We start from the raw sequence: 16,403 nt of genomic DNA on the forward strand, positions 1-16,403 counted from the left end.
CCTGGCCGCAGGCCGCCCATGAATGTGGCTGGGCGTTTTTCCGGCCAATGTTAAACCTTGTGACGAGCACTGGACTTTCCGGCCGTCCGAAGTTGATAAAGCGCGCCCATTTCATGTTGTCCGTGGAAGTGAGTTCATGATGCTGCACCGCCGCAACCTCCTGGCGCTGGGCGCTGCCCTGTCCGCGCCGGCTCTGCTTCCTGCCGGGGCGCGGGCGCAGGGCGACTATCCGAACCAGCCGATCCGGATGGTGGTTCCGTTCTCAGCGGGCGGACCGACGGATATTCCCGCCCGCCTGGTCGCCGATGAGCTGTCCAAGATGCTGCCGCAGCGCGTCATCGTCGAGAACCGCACCGGCGCCGGAACGGTGGTGGGCGCCGATGCCGTCGCCAAGGCGCCGAAGGACGGGCACACCCTGCTCTACACCACCATCTCGCAGGCGACGATCCGCGCCATCTACCCGAACCTGCCCTTCGATCCGGTCAAGGATTTCCAGCCCGTCGCGCTGACCGGCACCATCCCGATGCTGCTGATGGTGAACAAGCAGGTGCCGGCCAACAACCTTCAGGAGCTGATCGCGCTCTTCAAGAAGGAGCCGGGCCAGTATGACTACGCCAGCACCGGCAGCGGCGCTGCCCTGCACCTGGCCAGCGAGCTGTTCCTGAAGCAGGCGGGCGGGCTGAAGGTGAACCATATCCCGTATCGCGGCTCGGCCGCCGCCATGCCGGACCTGCTGAACGGCACCGTCGCGATGATGCTGGACGTGGCCAACAGCGCGATGCCCTTCGTGCAGAGCGGCGAGGTGAAGGGCCTGGCGATCTCCTCGGCGCAGCGCCTGCCGCAGCTGCCGAACATCCCCACCTTCCAGGAGGCGGGCGTGCCGGGCTACGAGGCCTATACCTGGCACATGGTGCTGGCGCCCGCCGGCACGCCGCAGCCGATCATCGCCAAGCTGAACGAGGCGATCAACAAGGTGATGGCCATGGACAGCGTGAGGTCGAAGCTGTCCGACCTCACCATGTCCACCCGCAGCGACACCACGCCGGACAGCACGAAGAAGTGGCTGACCGACGAGATGGCCAAGTGGGAGCCGATCATCAAGGAAGCCGGCATCAAGCTTGACTGAGCGGAAGCGGGCGGGGAGCGATCCCCGCCCGGTCTGTTTCCGGCCATTGCCTTGACGGCGCCCCCGTGCGGCCCGAGGCTGTGCGCCGGCTCCTGGAGGGATCATCAGCAGCATGACCGACCTGCCCCGGCAGATGCGCTTCATCGACCATGGCAAGGGCGGTGAGCCCTCTGTCCTGGTGCCAGCCAATGGCTCCCTCCCGGCGCCGAAGCCGGATGAGGTGCTGATCCGTGTCATGGCCGCCGGCGTGAACCGGCCGGATGTGCAGCAGCGCAAGGGCCTGTATCCGCCGCCGCCCGGCGCCAGCCCGGTGCTGGGCCTCGAGGTGGCGGGCGAGGTGGTGGCGGTGGGCGCCGAGGCGCGCCGCTTCCGTGTCGGCGACCGCGTCTGCGCCCTGACCAATGGTGGCGGCTACGCCGAATACTGCACCGCCCCCGAGGCGCAGAGCCTGCCCTGGCCCGCCGGCTTCGACGCGGTGCGCGCCGCCGCCCTGCCGGAGAACCATTTCACCGTTTGGGCCAACCTGTTCGGCCATGGGCGCCTGGCGGCGGGGGAAACGGTGCTGGTGCATGGCGGCACCTCCGGCATCGGCGTCACCGCCATCATGCTGGCCCGCGCCTTTGGCGCCCGCGTCATCGCCACCGCCGGCAGCGCGGAAAAGTGCCGGGCCTGCGAAGGCTTTGGTGCTGAGTTGGCGATCAACTACCGGGAACAGGATTTCGCCGAGGCGGTGCGCGCCCACACCGATGGCCGCGGCGTCGATGTGGTGCTCGACATGGTCGGCGCCGGCTATTTCCAGCGCAACCTCAAGGTGCTGGCCAAGGATGGACGGCTGGTGATCATCGCCTTCCTGGAAGGCCACGAGGTGGAGCGCGCCGATCTGCGGCCGATCATGATCAAGCGCCTCGTGGTGACGGGCAGCACCATGCGCCCGCGCAGCACGGCCGAGAAGGGCGCCATCGCCGACGCGCTGCAACAGCAGGTCTGGCCGCTGCTGGAGCGCGGGGAATGCCTGCCCACCATCCATGCCACCTTCCCGCTCGGGGAGGCGGCGGCGGCGCATGCGCTGATGGAAAGCAGCACCCATATCGGCAAGATCATCCTCACGGTGGGTGACCGCACCGCCTGATGCTGCGCCTGGCCGATCTGCGCCTCCTGCTGGTGGCGGTGACGCTGTTCGGCGGCGCCTGGCCGGTGACCAAGGCCGCCCTCAGCGACGCGACGCCGCTCTGGTTCGCGGTGTCGCGCACGCTGCTGGGTGCCCTGGTCGTGGGCCTGGCGCTGGCCGGGCTGCGCCGCCTGGCATGGCCCGGGCTCCGGGACTGGCCGGCGATCCTGGCGGTGGGGCTGCTGCAACTGGGGGGCTTCTTCGCCCTGACCCATCTGGCGGTGGCGCTGGTGCCGGCCGGGCGGACGGCCGTGCTGGCCAACGTCACCATCTACTGGCTGGTGCCGATGTCGGTGCTGCTGCTGGGCGAGAAGGTGTCGCCGCGGCGTTGGCTGGCGGCGGGGCTGGGCCTGGCTGGCGTCGCGGTGCTGGCGGGGCCCTGGGCGGTGGATTGGAGCCATCCCGGCGTGCTGGGCGGCCATGCCATGCTGGTGCTGGCCGCCTTTCTGTGGTCCTGCGCCATTATCGCCACGCGGCGTTTCCCGCCCACCCGCACCATGCTGGAAACGCTGCCTTACTGCTTCCTGCTCGGCGGCGTGGTGCTGGTGCCGCTGGCGCTGCTGCTGGAACCGCAGGGCGGCATCGGTCCCGGCGCCTACTGGCATGCGGGGCTGATCGGCGGCGTGGTGGCGCCCCTCGGCACCTGGGCGGTGATCGAGGCCGGGCGCCGTTTGCCGGGCTCGGTGGCCTCGGTCGGATTTCTGTTGGCGCCAGTGATCGGGGTGGTGGTGTCCACCATCTGGCTGGGCGAGCCGCTGGGATGGGATGTCATACTCGCCGGGCTGCTGATCGGGGCCAGCGTCGTGGTGGCGACGCGCGGATAGGCGGAGGCGTTCGATGCGGCTGAAAGCGGTGGAGATGGGGCAGGGCGCCGGGGAAACGCTGGTGCTGCTGCACGGGCTGTTCGGACAGGCGCAGAACTTCGCTTCCGTGCAGAAGGTGCTGGCCGGCTCGCGCCGCGTCCTCGCGCTTGATCTGCGCAACCATGGGGATTCCCCGCACGCTGCGGAGATGGACTACCCCGCCATGGCGGCGGATGTGCTGGAAACGCTGCAGGACCTGGATACGGGGCCCGTCGCCTTGCTGGGCCATTCCATGGGCGGCAAGGTGGCGATGACCCTGGCTCTTGAGCGGCCCGACATGGTTGCGCGGTTGGTCGTGGCCGACATCGCGCCGGTTGCCTATCCGCCGGCCTTCCGCCCCTATGCCGAGGCCATGCTGTCCCTCCCGCTGCGCCCGGGCCTGACGCGGCGGGAAGCCGATGCCGCGCTGGCCGGCGCCATTCCCAATCCTGGCGTGCGCGGCTTCCTGCTGCAGAACCTCCGCCTGGATGGCGAGGCGCCCCGGTGGCGCAACGGGCTGCGGGAGATCGCCGCCGCCCTGCCAGTGGTCGAGGCCGCGCCGGGATTCCCTGATGGCACGCGCTATGACGGCCCGACGCTGGTGCTGTCCGGCGAGCGGTCCGACTATGTTCTGCCCGAGCACCGGCCAGTCTTCCGCGCCCGTTTTCCTGCCGCCCGCTTCGGCAAGGTGAAGGGGGCGGGGCACTGGCTGCACGCGGAGAAGCCCGAAGGGTTCCTGGCCGCCCTGGCGGCCTTTCTGGGCTGAGCCAAGCCCGGCTGGAGCATTTTCCGTTCGCACTGGCTCACTTCAAATGCTCCAGCTCCTTGTTCTGTCGAGCATCTTCACCCGATCAGGCGATCCCGCCTGATCGGGATCTGCTCTAGATGGCGGCGGGCGCCTTGAAGCGCCCTTCCTTATTGAGATCCGCCGCCCGCCACAGATACCACGCCGCCGCCGAGCGAAAGGGCGCCCAGCGCAGCCCGATCCCGGCCAGTTCCCTGGGCTTCGGCTGCGCGTCCAGGCCGGCGGCGAGGCGGTAGCCCTCCCGCACGCCGAAATCATCCACCGGCAGGATGTCCGGCCGCCCGAGGGTGAAGATCAGCAGCATCTCCACCGTCCAGCGGCCGACGCCGCGCAGCGCCACCAGCCGCTGGATCAGCTCCTCATCGGGCAGGCGCGCGGCGGCGCGGCGGGTCGGCACCAGCCCGCCCACCGTCTTGAGCGCGATGTCGCGGATCGCCGCCTGCTTGGCGCCGGAAAAGCCGCAGCCGCGGATCGCGTCCTCCGGCAGGGCCAGCACACCTTCGGGATGGGGGAAGTCCTGGCCGGGGAACAGCGCGATCAGGCGGTTCAGCATCGCCTCGGCGGCGCGGCCATGCACCTGCTGGTGGGCGATGGCGCGCACCAGTGCCTCATAGGGCTCCCGCTTCAGCGGCCTCAGCTTCAGCGGCCCGACTTGCCGGATCACCGGTCCCAGCACCGGGTCACTGGCCAGGTGGGCGCGTGCGAGGCGCGGTGCCAGGCTGCGCGCCGGCGCGGCGGCGGGGGCCAGCATCAGCGGGCATCCCGGCGAGAAGGGGCGGCGGATCGAATCGATAGACAGCTCACCCGCGCAGGATAGGGGCATTGGCGGCGGCGCCAAGCCGCAACGCGGCCGCGCCCCTGACGTTGACCGCCGGGACCGGGAGGGAGAGCAAAGGCATGTCGAAGGACAGGGCCCTGGAAGGCGACGTGTTCGAGACGCATGTGCCGGCCAGGCTGGACCGCCTGCCATGGGACCGCTTCCACTGGCTGGTGATCGCGGCGCTCGGCATCACCTGGACGCTGGATGGGCTGGAGGTGACGCTGGTCGGCTCCCTGGCCGCCGCCATCCATGAAAGCCCCTCCCTCCGGCTGAGCGAGACGCAGGTGGGGCTGACCGCCTCCGCCTACCTGATCGGCGCGGTGGCCGGGGCGCTGTTCTTCGGCTGGCTGACGGACAAGCTCGGACGCCGGAAGATCTTCTTCGTCACGGTGATCCTCTACATCCTGTCCAGCATCGCCACGGGCTTCTCCTGGGATTTCTGGTCTTTCGCCTTTTTCCGCATGCTGACGGGTGCGGGTATTGGCGGCGAATACGCGGCAGTGAACTCGGCCATCCAGGAGATGATCCCGGCGCGCAAGCGCGGCACGGTGGACCTCGCGGTGAACGGCACCTTCTGGGCCGGTGCCGCCCTTGGCGCCGCCTCCGCCCTGGTGGTGCTCGACCCTGACGTGGTGGACCCGGAGATCGGCTGGCGCGCCGCCTTCATCGTCGGCGGTGCGCTGGCCGTGGTCATCATGTTCCTCCGAAGCTGGATACCGGAAAGCCCGCGCTGGCTGATGACCCATGGCAAGCCCGGCGAGGCCGACCGCGTGGTGGAGGAGATCGAGAAAGGCGTCGCCAAGCGCTATGGCAGGCCGCTGCCGCCGCTGGAATACGGCCCTGTGCGGCTGAAGCGGCGTGGTCAGGCGACCATGCGGGAAGTGCTGCACATCATGATGCACCACCACCGCGAACGTACCGTGCTGGGTGTCACGCTGATGGCCTGCCAGGCCTTCTGCTACAACGCGATCTTCTTCACCTACGCGCTGGTGCTGACCAAGTTCTACGATATCCCGGCGGCCGAGATCGGCTGGTACATCCTGCCCTTCGCCCTCGGCAACCTGCTCGGCCCGTTCGTGCTGGGGCCGTTCTTCGACAGCATCGGGCGCCGGGTGATGATCACCGCCACCTATGCCATCTCCGGCATCCTGATGCTGGTTTCGGGCTTCGCCTTCCACCATGGCTGGCTGACCGCCTGGGAGCAGACCCTGGCCTGGACGGTGATCTTCTTCTTCGCCTCGCCCGCCGCTTCCGCCGCCTATCTGACGGTGGGCGAAAGCTTTCCCCTGGAAATGCGCGCCATGGCGATTGCCGTGTTCTATGCCTTCGGCACGGCGGTGGGCGGCATCGCCGGCCCGGCCGTGTTCGGCTGGCTGATCGAGGGCGGGGAGCGGATCTACATCGCCGGCGGCTTCGCCTTTGCCGCCTTCCTGATGCTGCTGGCGGCCTTCACCGAATGGAAGCTGGGCTTCGCGGCGGAGCGGCGATCGCTGGAATCGGTCTCCGCGCCTCTCGCGGCCCGCCATTGAGGCGCGGGCCCAGTTTCCCTTTTGCTGCCGCGCCGCGATCTGCCGCAGGTGGCGGATGAAGTCGCGCGCGGCCGGCGCCGCCTCGTTGCTGCGGACGCCAACGAGGTCTCACAGCCGGACAGTTTCCAAGCAGGGGGCCTCGCTTCATTATCGCGCTGGATAAGAGTGTATTCGGATCTGCCGAATGAAAAAGCCGGCGGAGGGCAATGACAGCCTGCCGCCGCGGGCCCATGGTCCGGGGCAGGAACAGATCACCGCCCGGATCTTCATGCCCGATACCCTGCCCACGACCCTTCGCGCGCCGCTGCGGGAGGTGCCCTTCATCCGCCGCGGCACGGCCGAGTTCCGCCGTGCCAACCTCGCCTTCCTGTGTGCCGGCTTCGCCACCTTCGCGCTGCTGTATTGCGTGCAGCCATTGCTGCCGGCCTTTGTTGCGGATTTCCGGATCAGCCCCGCCGCCAGCAGCCTGTCCTTGTCGCTGACCACGGCGGTGATGGCCTTCTGCCTGCTGGTGGCCGGCGCCTTGTCGGATGCCTGGGGGCGCAAGCCGGTGATGGTGGTTTCCGTCATGGCCTCGGCGATTCTGACCCTGGCCTGCGCCCTGGCGCCGGGCTGGGAGCTGTTCCTGGGCCTGCGCCTGTTGCTGGGCATCGCGTTGAGTGGCCTGCCGGCGGTTGCCATGGCCTATATCGCCGAGGAGATGGAGCCCTCCGCGAGCGGCTTCGCCCTGGGCCTTTATATCAGCGGCACGGCGGCGGGCGGCATGGCCGGGCGCGTCCTCACGGGGCTGCTGCAGGATTGGGGCGGGTGGCACTGGGCGATGGGCAGCATGGGCCTGCTTGGCCTTGCCAGCGCAATCATCTTCTGGCGGGCCCTGCCGCCGTCCCGCCATTTCAGCCCACGCCCGCTGGCGCTGGACGGGCTTATGGCCAGCTTCACGCTGCATCTGCGCGATGCCGGGCTGCGCTGGCTGTTCCTGGAAGCCTTCCTGTTCATGGGCAGCTTCGTGACGCTGTACAACTACATCGGCTTCCGGCTGATCGCGCCGCCCTTCAGCCTCGGCCCGGGCGCGGTGGCCCTGGTGTTCACCCTCTACATCGTGGGCATCGGCGCCTCGACCCTGGTGGGCGGGCTGGCAGACCGCTTCGGGCGGCGCGCCATGCTGTGGGTGATGCTGCTGCTGATGCTGGCCGGGCTGGGGCTGACCCTGCCGCCCTCCCTGCCTTCGACGGTGGCGGGAATCGCGGCCATGACCTTCGGCTTCTTCGGCGCCCATTCCCTCGCTTCCTCCTGGGTCGGGCGGCGGGCGCAGTCGGCGCGGGCGCAGGCTTCCTCGCTCTACCTGTTCGCCTATTACATGGGTGCCAGCCTGATCGGCGCGGCCGGCGGCTGGGCCTGGGCCCGCGGCGGGTGGGGCGGCATTGGCTGGATGCTGGGCGGCATCCTGCTGGTCGCCTTCCTGGTGGCGCTGCGGCTGTCCCGCCTGCGGCCGGTCGGCCAGGCCTAGGCGCTATCCTCCCAGCGCTATTTCCCCGGACGCACCGGGGGCGGCATCTCCCCCGTGCGCTCCGTTTCGCCCTCGGCTTCCTGCCCGGCGGCGACAGGGCGCGGCTTGCGCTCCAGCCAGGGGTTGCGGGGCGGGGTGCCCATCTCGCGATGCGTGCTTTCGCTGCCAGTGGTGTCGGTGCCAGGCGCGCGTTCCTCGGCCATGCGGTGTTCTCCTGAAGGGTGTCCTGCCCTTGCAACGATTGGCCGGAGCCGGGGTTCCTTGCGGTCAGGCAGGGGAGGATGGCGATGCTCACCGGTGGCTGCCATTGCGGGCAACTCCGCTACGAGGCGGAGGGCGAACCCTTTCACGCGACTTGGTGCCATTGCACCGATTGCCGCCGCAGCAGCGGCGCGCCGGCCATGGCCTGGTTCAGCATCCTCGCCAGCGGCTTCCGCGTGGTGGCGGGGCGGCTGCGCTGCCATTCATCCAGTGAACGGGCGCAGCGTGGCTTCTGCCCCGATTGCGGCACCAGCGTGACCTATCACGGCAAGGACCTGCCCGAGGTGGACATCGCCACCGCCACGCTGGACGACCCGTCCCTGGTGCCGCCGGAGGACCATGTCTTCTTCGGCAGCCGCGTCGCCTGGATGGTGCCGGCGGACAATCTGCCGGTTCATCGGCGGGATCGCGGCAAGGGCTGAGCCTCAGCCGGTCCGCGGCGCCAGCAGGATCACCGCCGCGCCGCCCAGGCAGATCAGCGCCCCGGCCAAGTCCCAGCGATCCGGCCGCAGTCCTTCGGCCAGCCAGAGCCACAACAGGGAAGCGAGGATGTAGATCCCGCCATAGGCGGCATAGGCGCGGCCCGCCGCCTCGGTTTCCACCAGCGTCAGCAGCCAGGCGAACAGGGCGAGGCTGGCCATCCCCGGCAGCACCCACAGCGCCGTGCGGCCGAGGCGCAGCCAGGCCCAGAAGGCGAAGCAGCCGCCGATCTCGGCGAGGGCGGCGGCGAGGTAGATCAACAGGCTGCGGTGCATGCCGCCCAGTGTGCCGCGTGCCCTGTGGGGCCGCCATGCCCGTGCCGACGTTTGGCGGTCCGCACCAGCCCGGCGGGATCGGGCCGCTGCCCCAAGGTGAACCGGCCCAAGATAAACCGGCGCCGGCAGGCTGTTGGCGGCTCAGCCGGAGTGGCTGCGGCGCGGCACGGCGCTGCCATGGGGCCGCTTGCCACGCCAGGCCGAGGCCCAGCCCGCCAGGGCAGCGGCGCTGAGCGGGCGGCTTACCGCATAGCCCTGCACATGGTCGGCCCCCGCCATGGCGGCCGCGCGCCAAAGGCGGCTGTCGGACACGCCCTCGGCGGTCACCGTCATGCGGCGGCGATGGGCGTGGCGGATCAGCCGCTCCACCTCCGCGCGCGCGCGCCGGCTGCCGGGCAGGGCGCCGACGAGGTGCCTGTCCAGCTTGATGCCGGCGAAGGGCAGTTCCATCAGGGCGGCGCGATCATCCTCCAGCCCCATGTCGTCGATCAGCACCGGCACGCCCGCCGCCTCAAGCCGGCGCAGCGCCCGCCGCAGGGCGGGGCGGTCGCGGACCGGGGTGGTTTCCGTCAGTTCCAGGATCAGGGCCGAGGCCGGGAAGCGCTGGCCGGCCATCATTCCCCGCAGCCAGGGCAGCACGTCGCGCTCCAGCAGCAGGGCAAGCGGCAGGTTGAGGCTGATGGAGGCGCCCAGCCGGGCCGGAGCCGTGGCCATCTCCCGGAAGGCGGCGCAGGCCACGGCTTCGGTCAGGGCGCGGGCCTGGCCGCTGCTTTCCGCCAACGGGATGAACAGTTCCGGCCCGACCGGGGTGGTGGTGTGGCGGTGCCAGCGCGCCAGTCCCTCCAGCAGCACGGGGCGCCGGTCAGCGACCCGCAGGATGGGCTGGTACCGCACCATGAACTCGCCCCGGGCAAGGCCGGAAGCCAGCTCGGCGGGATCGGTGAGGGGAAAAGGCATCGCCGTCGAGGCCATCGCCACCGGCTCCGGCAGGCTCAACGCGGCGGCGAGATCGGCGGCCCTGGGCAGCACCGCGTTGATGCCGGCGATGGGCGGGCCATCCTCCAGCACCACAACGATACCGGCGGAGGAAAGCGGGTCGCGGGCGGTGGCCAGCAGGGCCGGCCAGCTCGATCCCGCGGCGGAAGGCTGGCAAACCAGCCGGCGGGGCCGGTCCCCCCCGAGCAGATGGTGCAACGCTTCCCGACCGGAGGCAACCCGCTGCGGCGCCAGACGGCCGAGGCCCATCATCGCGGCCTGCGCGGCGCTGACGATCGCCGGATCATCCGCCAGCAGCAGCGGCGGATCGGCCTCGTCCAGGTTCGGTGGAAAGCGGAAAGCCATCTTCCTCCCCTTCGCGGTGAAGGCCAGGAAGATGTTAGTGGGGCATCGCGTAAAGTAAAGATATGGTTAAAATTGAGACGCCGTCCGGCCTTCTCCCCGAAGGGGAAGGCCGGACGGCGTCCCCGTTTCAGGTGCCGGATGCGGCGCGGGTGGCCGGACTCGGCGCCTCGGTGCCGCGGCGCAGCCGGTTCTCGCCCAGGAACAGCAGGATCGGCGCGGCGATGAAGATCGAGGAGGTCGTGGTGGCGACAATGCCGAACACCATGGTCCAGGCAAAGCCGGCCAGGGTGTCGCCGCCGAACAGCGCCAGGGGAAGCGCCGACAGGAGCAGCGTCATCGAGGTGCCGAGGGTGCGGTTCAGCGTTTCGTTGATCGATTTGTCGATCAGCTCCCGCAACGGCATGGTCTTGTACCTGCGCAGGTTCTCGCGCATGCGGTCATAAACCACGACCTTGTCGTTCACCGAGAAGCCGATGATGGTCAGCACCGCCGCGACGGTGGTGAGGCTGAACTCGATCCGGGTCACCGCCAGGAAGCCGATGACCTTGGTGGTTTCCAGCAGCAGCGTGGCAATGGCGCCCACCGCGAACTGCCATTCGAAGCGGAACCAGATATAGGCCATCATCGCCAGCATCGAGAGGCCGAGGGCGATCATGCTGCCGGTGAACAGCTCGTCGCTGACCCGGTTGCCGACCGCCTCCGTGCGCAGCAGGCGCGCGCCGGGCGACACCTGCTCCAGCGTGGCACGGACCTGGTTCACCGCGACCTGCGTCGCCGCCTCGTCGCCCTGCACCGGCAGGCGCACCAGCACGGTGGAGGCATCGCCGAATTCCTGCACCCCGGCCTCGCCGAGGCCGAGGTCACCGATGCCCGTGCGGATGGCCCCGAGATCGGCCGGCTGCGCGGTGCGCACCTCCATCAGGATGCCGCCGCGGAAGTCGATGCCCTTTTCCAGGCCCGGATAAAAGGCCAGCACCACGGACAGCACGGACAGGATGACGGAAAAGGCGAGGCCGAGCTTGCGGCCCTTCATGAAGGGGATGGTGGTGTCGTCCGGCACCAGCCGGAACAGGGGACGGGCGAGGAACATGGTTGTGGCTTCCTCTCAGACCGGCAGCAGCTTGGGCCGGCGGCGGCGGTACCAGCCCGCGACAAACAGCCGCACCAGGGTCGTCGCCGTCCACATCTGCACGATGGTGCCGATGGCGACCGTGACGGCGAAGCCGCGCACCGGGCCGGAGCCCAGCGCGTAAAGGCAGGCCATGGCGATCAGGTTGGTCAGGTTGCTGTCCAGGATGGTGCCGGACGCCTTGGTGAAGCCCGCTTCCAGCGCGCTGGCCGGTGGCCGGCCCAGCCGGGTTTCCTCGCGGATGCGTTCATTGATCAGGATGTTGGCGTCGAGCGCGGTGCCCAGCGTCAGCACCACCCCGGCGATGCCGGGCAAGGTGATGGTGGCCTGCATGACGGACAGCGCCGCGAACATCAGCAGCAGATTGACGAACAGGGCGATGTTGGCGAACCAGCCGAACAGCCCATAGGCCAGCCCCATATACAGGAACACGAAGGCGGCGCCGACCGTGAGCGAGATCAGCCCCGCGCGGATGGCATCCGCGCCCAGCTCGGGCCCGACCGTCCGCTCCTCCACCACCGTCAGCGGCGCGGGCAGGGCGCCGGCGCGCAGCAGCACCGCGAGGTCGTTGGCCGAGGCGGCGTTGAAGCTGCCGCTGATCTGGCCCTGGCCTCCGGTGATCGGCTCGCGGATTACGGGAGCGGTGATGACCTTGTTGTCCAGCACCACGGCGAAGGGGCGGCCGACATTCTGCCGCGTGATGTCGGCGAAGCGGCGCGTGCCGACGGAATCAAAGGAAAAGTTCACCACCCATTCGCCGGTCTGCCCGTTCTGCCCGGCCCGGGCATCGGACAGGTTGGCGCCGTCCACCTCGATGCGGCGCCGCACAGGGTAGCGCTGGCCGGGCGTGTCGCCTTCCAGGAACTCGACGCCCGGCGGCGGCGCGGCGGCCTGCGGGTTCGCCGTTTCGTCCAGCAGACGGAAGGTCATGCGGGCGGTGCGGCCGAGCAATTCCTTGATCCGGTTCGGGTCCTCGACGCCGGGCAGCTGCACCAGGATGCGGCTTTGTCCCTGGCGGGCGATCAGCGCTTCCGAGGTGCCGGTCTCGTCGATGCGGCGGCGGACGATCTCCAGCGATTGCTCCACCGCGCTGCTGGCGCGGGCGCGGAGCGCGGCGTCGCTCAACGCCATGGTCACCGTGCCGTCCTCGGCAGCGGACACCGTGATGTCGGCGGTGGCGCCCGCGGGGGTGGCCGCGTCGCCGGGACTGGCCATCTCGCGCAGCGCGGCAACCGCGGCCGGCACCTGGGCCGGGTCCCGCACCCGCAGCGTCAGGCGCTCATTGGCCGGGTCGGCGGCCAGGTTCAGATAGCCGATATTGCCCTGGCGCAGCCGCGTGCGGGCGCCATCGGCCAGGCTTTCCAGCCGCTCGCGCACCACGGCGGCGAGATCGACCTCCAGCAGCAGGTAGGACCCGCCGCGCAGGTCGAGGCCCAGGGAAACCTGTCGGGCCGGCAGCCAGGACGGGATGCTGGCACGTGGAAACAGGTTGGGCAGGCAGAGCAGCGCACCCAACAGGATGACGCCGAGAATTGCGGCGACCTTCCACCGCGCGAAATACAGCATGGCCGCAAAGGACCCCCAAGCTTAAGGGTGCGGAAAATGCTGGCTGGGCGGGCCGGATGCAACCCACCATGCGCATCGCGCCACACTCTGCTACACGCGCCGCCGGATCGAACAAGCAAAGAGGTGGGCCATGCGGCTGAAGCTGGGCATCCTGGGCGCCGGGCATTTCGGGCGTTTCCATGCCCTTAAGGCGGGCAAGGCGGCGCGCTTGGAATTCCTGGGCCTGGCTGACGCCGATCCTGCCCGCGCGGCTGCGGTGGCCGCTGAGGCCGGCTGCCGCGTTTGGGAGGCCGCCGCGCTGATGCGGGAAGCCGATGCGGTGATCATCGCCGCGCCCACCGCCTTCCACCATGAGCTGGCCAGCGCCGCCATCGCCGCGGGCTGCCATGTGTTCGTGGAGAAGCCCGTCGCCGCGACCCTGGCGGAAGCCGATGCGCTGGTGGCCGCCGCCGCCGCCGCCGGCCGCGTGCTGCAGGTCGGGCATATCGAGCGCTTTTCCGCCGGCATGGCGACGCTACGCGGCAGCAAGGGCATCGGCCGCCCGCTCTACATGGAGGCGGTGCGCATCGCGCCGTTCCGGCCGCGCAGCCTCGACGTCACCGTGATCCTGGACCTGATGATCCACGATCTCGACCTGGTGATCGGCCTCGCCGGATCGGAGCTGGTGGGGGTGGAGGCGGCGGGAACCCGGGTGGTGTCGGAAAAGGTGGACATCGCCAATGCCCGGCTGCGCTTCGCCAACGGGGCACAGGCCACGGTCACCGCGAGCCGGGCCAGCCTGAAGATGGAGCGCCGCCTGCGCGCCTTCGGCACGGAAGGCTATGCCAGCCTGGATTTCCTGGCGCGCGAGATGAAGCTGGTCCGCAAGGGCGGGGAGGGCATTCCGCTGGAGCAGATTCCCGGCCACGGCATCGAAACCACCTCCTGGACCGAGCACGACAATCTGGAAGCCGAGCAGGCGGCCTTTGTCGCGGCCTGCCTGGATGGCCGCCCACCTCATGCGCTGCCGGTGGCGGCGGATGGTGTGGCGGGCCGGGCCGCGCTTGATGCGGCCCTGAGGGTGGAAGCCGCCGTGGCGGCCGCGCTGCGGACGGCGCTGGGCTGATCCGCCCGGCCGGTGGGCCCGGGGGAGCAACTCCCCCAGGCGGTCTGGCTTACCAGCGCCCCCGGCCGCGCGGCGGCGGGTTGTAGGAATTGCGCTGCGACTGGTCGTAAAGGTAACCCGCGCCCGCGCCCGCGCCGGCGCCAAGCAGCGCGCCGAGGCCGGCATTGCCGCTGAACGAGCCGACAACACCGCCCAGGGCAGCGCCGCCGGCAGTGCCGCCGACAATGCTGCGGGTTTGCGGGTTCATGCCACCCGGCGCACAAGCGCCCAGGGACAGCACGGCCAGAAGAGGCAGGGCGAGGCGGACATGCTGGATCATGCTCGTGCTCCTCATCTCAGCGGCGGCCGCGCGGGGCGGTGCCCGTCGGGCAGGGATAGGTGGCTTGGGCCCAGCGGAACAGCCCGTCGATGGGCGATTCATTGGCATGCTGCGGGTTCTGGCGCACCCAGGCCGCGAAGCCGAGGCCGGATTCGGCGATGGTCGGCGGCGGGCTCGGCAGGCAGAACATGGGCCGGCGCGAGGAGTTGGGCGGGTTCAGCGCCGCGTGGAATTGCCCGGCCGACGTCATGTAGCCCTGGCAATAGGCGATGGATTCGAGCCGGCGGGGATTGTCCGGCGCCGGATCGCACAGGGCTGCGAGGTCACCGGCGCTGTTGGCATGGGTGATGATGGCGCCAGGGGCCGTGGCGGGTGCCGTTTGCGCCAGGGCCGGCGCGGCGGCCAGGGCGGCAAGCGCCGCCGCCAAGGGGAATATCCGCATCTAGATTTGTTCCTTGCGGTTATCGGAGCCACCGGCCGGTTGGACCGAAAGGCCAGGCTTCCGGTGGCACGGAGGGGATGCCCCGGCGCCGGCGCCGCGGCAAGCCGTTTCATCAAGCCTTCACGCCGCCAATGGTTTCCGGCGCGAAGAAGGGCCCGGCCGCAAAATGCCGGACCGGGCGGGGTGGGCCGGGACCGGGACGCCGCCCCGCCGGCCTATTCCCAGCGGTGCTGGTAGGAGAAGATCGGCAGCCTCCAGCCCCCCCAGATCGCCAGCAGGCGCAGAGTCAGGCCTGCGGCGAAACTGACCGCGGTGTTCAGGTCGGTATCGACGCCAAGCGCGTGGAGCCCCAGGAAAAGGCCGCAAACGGCGAGCGAGACGCTGGCGTAAAGCTCGCGCCGGAACACCACCGGAACCTGGTTGCACAGGACGTCGCGCAGGATGCCGCCGCAGATGCCGGTGATCATGCCCGACATGATGATGACGATGGTGGGATAGCCCATCCCCAGCGCGACATTGCTGCCGATCAGCGAGAACGCCACTAGTCCCATCGAATCAAGCACCAAGAAAAGGCGCTTCAGATTGTGCATGAAGGAGGCGATGACGGTGGTCAGCAGACCCGCGGAGATCACCAGGTAGACATATTCCGGATGCTGGGTCCAGCCGATGGGAAATCGGCCAAGGATCAGGTCCCGGATGGTGCCGCCGCCCAGCGCCGTGACAAAGGCGATGACGGCAACGCCGAAGATGTCCATGTTGCGCCGCCCGGCCGCGAGCGCGCCGGACATCGCCTCGGCGGTGATGGCGATCAGGTAGATGCCGAACAGGGCGGTTTCCGAGGAATAATACATGGAAGAGGCTCCGGATGGGGGCCGGGATCCGCGTCGCCGCAAATCCCGGTGTGCCTCTCCCGCTGTCCTTTTACCTGAGAGTTTCAGCCCCTTGAGGAGCCTGCCCCTTCGGTGGGCCGGGATGCGCTGAACCTGGCGCTCCGGCCTCTCTCCAGACGGCACATGACCTCTCCGCGGTTCAGCATGCCTGAGCGATTATGGGAGTTTGCGCCTTCGGCGGAGGCAAGTGCCTCTCTCTCCCGCGGAGTCTGTCGGGCTTATCGGAGGGAGGCTGCCTGTCTGTCAATCGCCAGTGCCGATCCGGCAAGCTTAGCGGGAGCAATCATAAGGAGATTAAGCTTACCAAAAAAGCAACTTATGAGTAAAATATAGCCCAGGTTTTCATTCCTGGGGGGGATTTGTGGGATGCGTGGGCTTGCGGTGGTGCTGATGGCGCTTGCGCTCGGTGGATGCGCAAAAAGTGCGGCCATCAACTTCGTGAATGGCCAGCCCTTCCTGATGGGAGACGAGAATTGTGCGAGGTATCGCGCGGTCAGCCCTGAGGTGGTGCAGTGCTTCACCTCCGACGACCGGCCGGTTGAACTGAGGCGTGCCCTCAATCAGCAGGAAATGCAGTTCGTGCTCATGCGGCAGCAGATGCATGCGCAGGAGATGCAGAGCCTGAGCCAGTCCATCCAGCAGGCCGGAGCTTCCTTCAGCCAGGGTCCGCAGGTTCCATACAACTACGTCGCCCCTCAGGTGATGCCCATCGCCCGGCCGGGCGGCAACCAGATCCGCTGCATCAATGCCGGGATCTACGCCAACTGCCGATATTGAGGCCGCGCTCTCCTTTCCAAG

The 16,403-nt window shown here is 69.4% G+C and carries 18 protein-coding genes and 1 riboswitch; of the genes, 9 read left to right on the top strand and 9 right to left on the bottom strand.

All coding sequences use genetic code 11. The features are described from left to right. Positions 1–136: 136 nt before the first annotated feature. The 4 genes from F0Q34_RS04045 (at position 137) to F0Q34_RS04060 (ending at position 3,902) form a co-directional block, all read left to right on the top strand. Complete coding sequence (locus F0Q34_RS04045; protein ID WP_306419373.1) at positions 137–1,126, top strand: Bug family tripartite tricarboxylate transporter substrate binding protein; 990 nt, start codon at positions 137–139, stop codon at positions 1,124–1,126. 112 nt (positions 1,127–1,238) lie between these two features. After that, positions 1,239–2,255 (top strand): NAD(P)H-quinone oxidoreductase, encoded by a 1,017-nt coding sequence (locus tag F0Q34_RS04050; protein ID WP_149810817.1) that lies wholly within the window; start codon positions 1,239–1,241, stop codon positions 2,253–2,255. After that, on the top strand, positions 2,255–3,118 hold the full coding sequence (locus F0Q34_RS22475; protein WP_149810818.1) for a DMT family transporter: 864 nt from the start codon (positions 2,255–2,257) through the stop codon (positions 3,116–3,118). Before F0Q34_RS04050 ends, F0Q34_RS22475 begins: the two co-directional genes overlap by 1 nt. Before the next feature lie 13 nt (positions 3,119–3,131). Further along, entirely contained in the window at positions 3,132–3,902 is a 771-nt protein-coding gene (locus F0Q34_RS04060) for an alpha/beta fold hydrolase (RefSeq protein WP_149810819.1), read from the top strand. A gap of 115 nt (positions 3,903–4,017) precedes the next feature. Here F0Q34_RS04060 and F0Q34_RS04065 read toward each other — a convergent pair whose 3' ends face one another. Further along, positions 4,018–4,692 (bottom strand): DNA-3-methyladenine glycosylase family protein, encoded by a 675-nt coding sequence (locus tag F0Q34_RS04065; RefSeq protein WP_149810820.1) that lies wholly within the window; start codon positions 4,690–4,692, stop codon positions 4,018–4,020. A gap of 146 nt (positions 4,693–4,838) precedes the next feature. On the opposite strand from F0Q34_RS04065, the gene F0Q34_RS04070 reads away from it, so the two are divergent. Together F0Q34_RS04070 and F0Q34_RS04075 are read left to right on the top strand one after the other, a co-directional pair. Next, positions 4,839–6,290 (top strand): MFS transporter, encoded by a 1,452-nt coding sequence (locus F0Q34_RS04070; RefSeq protein WP_149810821.1) that lies wholly within the window; start codon positions 4,839–4,841, stop codon positions 6,288–6,290. A 184-nt stretch (positions 6,291–6,474) separates the two neighbouring features. Beyond that, complete coding sequence (locus F0Q34_RS04075) at positions 6,475–7,797, top strand: MFS transporter (protein ID WP_306419374.1); 1,323 nt, start codon at positions 6,475–6,477, stop codon at positions 7,795–7,797. A 17-nt stretch (positions 7,798–7,814) separates the two neighbouring features. On the opposite strand, the gene F0Q34_RS04080 is transcribed toward F0Q34_RS04075, so the two are convergent. Further along, complete coding sequence (locus F0Q34_RS04080; RefSeq protein ID WP_149810822.1) at positions 7,815–8,000, bottom strand: hypothetical protein; 186 nt, start codon at positions 7,998–8,000, stop codon at positions 7,815–7,817. A 78-nt stretch (positions 8,001–8,078) separates the two neighbouring features. Between F0Q34_RS04080 and F0Q34_RS04085 the strand changes: the two genes are divergently transcribed. Continuing rightward, positions 8,079–8,480, top strand: coding sequence for a GFA family protein (locus tag F0Q34_RS04085; protein WP_241665306.1), 402 nt, complete (start codon positions 8,079–8,081; stop codon positions 8,478–8,480). A 3-nt stretch (positions 8,481–8,483) separates the two neighbouring features. On the opposite strand, the gene F0Q34_RS04090 is transcribed toward F0Q34_RS04085, so the two are convergent. From F0Q34_RS04090 to secD, 4 genes are all read right to left on the bottom strand, one after another. Then, complete coding sequence (locus F0Q34_RS04090; protein ID WP_149810823.1) at positions 8,484–8,813, bottom strand: YnfA family protein; 330 nt, start codon at positions 8,811–8,813, stop codon at positions 8,484–8,486. Positions 8,814–8,954: 141 nt separating this feature from the next. Further along, positions 8,955–10,154 carry an EAL domain-containing protein gene (locus F0Q34_RS04095; RefSeq protein WP_149810824.1) on the bottom strand — a complete coding sequence of 400 codons (1,200 nt, stop codon included), beginning with the start codon at positions 10,152–10,154 and terminating at the stop codon, positions 8,955–8,957. Between the two features lie 127 nt (positions 10,155–10,281). Further along, positions 10,282–11,244, bottom strand: coding sequence for a protein translocase subunit SecF (gene secF, locus F0Q34_RS04100; protein ID WP_174241973.1), 963 nt, complete (start codon positions 11,242–11,244; stop codon positions 10,282–10,284). 15 nt (positions 11,245–11,259) lie between these two features. Then, positions 11,260–12,849, bottom strand: a complete 1,590-nt coding sequence (secD, locus tag F0Q34_RS04105; RefSeq protein WP_149810825.1) for a protein translocase subunit SecD — start codon at positions 12,847–12,849, stop codon at positions 11,260–11,262. 130 nt (positions 12,850–12,979) lie between these two features. On the opposite strand from secD, the gene F0Q34_RS04110 reads away from it, so the two are divergent. Further along, the gene (locus F0Q34_RS04110) at positions 12,980–13,954 is read left to right on the top strand and encodes a Gfo/Idh/MocA family protein (RefSeq protein WP_149810826.1); all 975 of its coding nucleotides are present in this window, start codon (positions 12,980–12,982) and stop codon (positions 13,952–13,954) included. Positions 13,955–14,003: 49 nt separating this feature from the next. Here the strand turns inward: F0Q34_RS04110 and F0Q34_RS04115 are convergent, their stop codons facing one another. The 3 genes from F0Q34_RS04115 to F0Q34_RS04125 form a co-directional block, all read right to left on the bottom strand. Beyond that, positions 14,004–14,273, bottom strand: a complete 270-nt coding sequence (locus F0Q34_RS04115; RefSeq protein ID WP_149810827.1) for a glycine zipper domain-containing protein — start codon at positions 14,271–14,273, stop codon at positions 14,004–14,006. A 16-nt stretch (positions 14,274–14,289) separates the two neighbouring features. Next, positions 14,290–14,715, bottom strand: coding sequence for a Rap1a/Tai family immunity protein (locus F0Q34_RS04120; RefSeq protein ID WP_149810828.1), 426 nt, complete (start codon positions 14,713–14,715; stop codon positions 14,290–14,292). A gap of 215 nt (positions 14,716–14,930) precedes the next feature. Continuing rightward, complete coding sequence (locus tag F0Q34_RS04125; protein ID WP_149810829.1) at positions 14,931–15,566, bottom strand: trimeric intracellular cation channel family protein; 636 nt, start codon at positions 15,564–15,566, stop codon at positions 14,931–14,933. A 164-nt stretch (positions 15,567–15,730) separates the two neighbouring features. Next, a riboswitch (glycine riboswitch) is annotated at positions 15,731–15,818 on the bottom strand. 153 nt (positions 15,819–15,971) lie between these two features. Here F0Q34_RS04125 and F0Q34_RS04130 point away from each other — a divergent pair. Next, positions 15,972–16,382: a hypothetical protein gene (locus F0Q34_RS04130; protein WP_149810830.1), complete on the top strand. Its 411-nt coding sequence runs from the start codon at positions 15,972–15,974 to the stop codon at positions 16,380–16,382. Positions 16,383–16,403: the final 21 nt, after the last annotated feature.

This window comes from Teichococcus oryzae (assembly GCF_008386565.1).
Lineage (GTDB): Bacteria > Pseudomonadota > Alphaproteobacteria > Acetobacterales > Acetobacteraceae > Pseudoroseomonas > Pseudoroseomonas oryzae.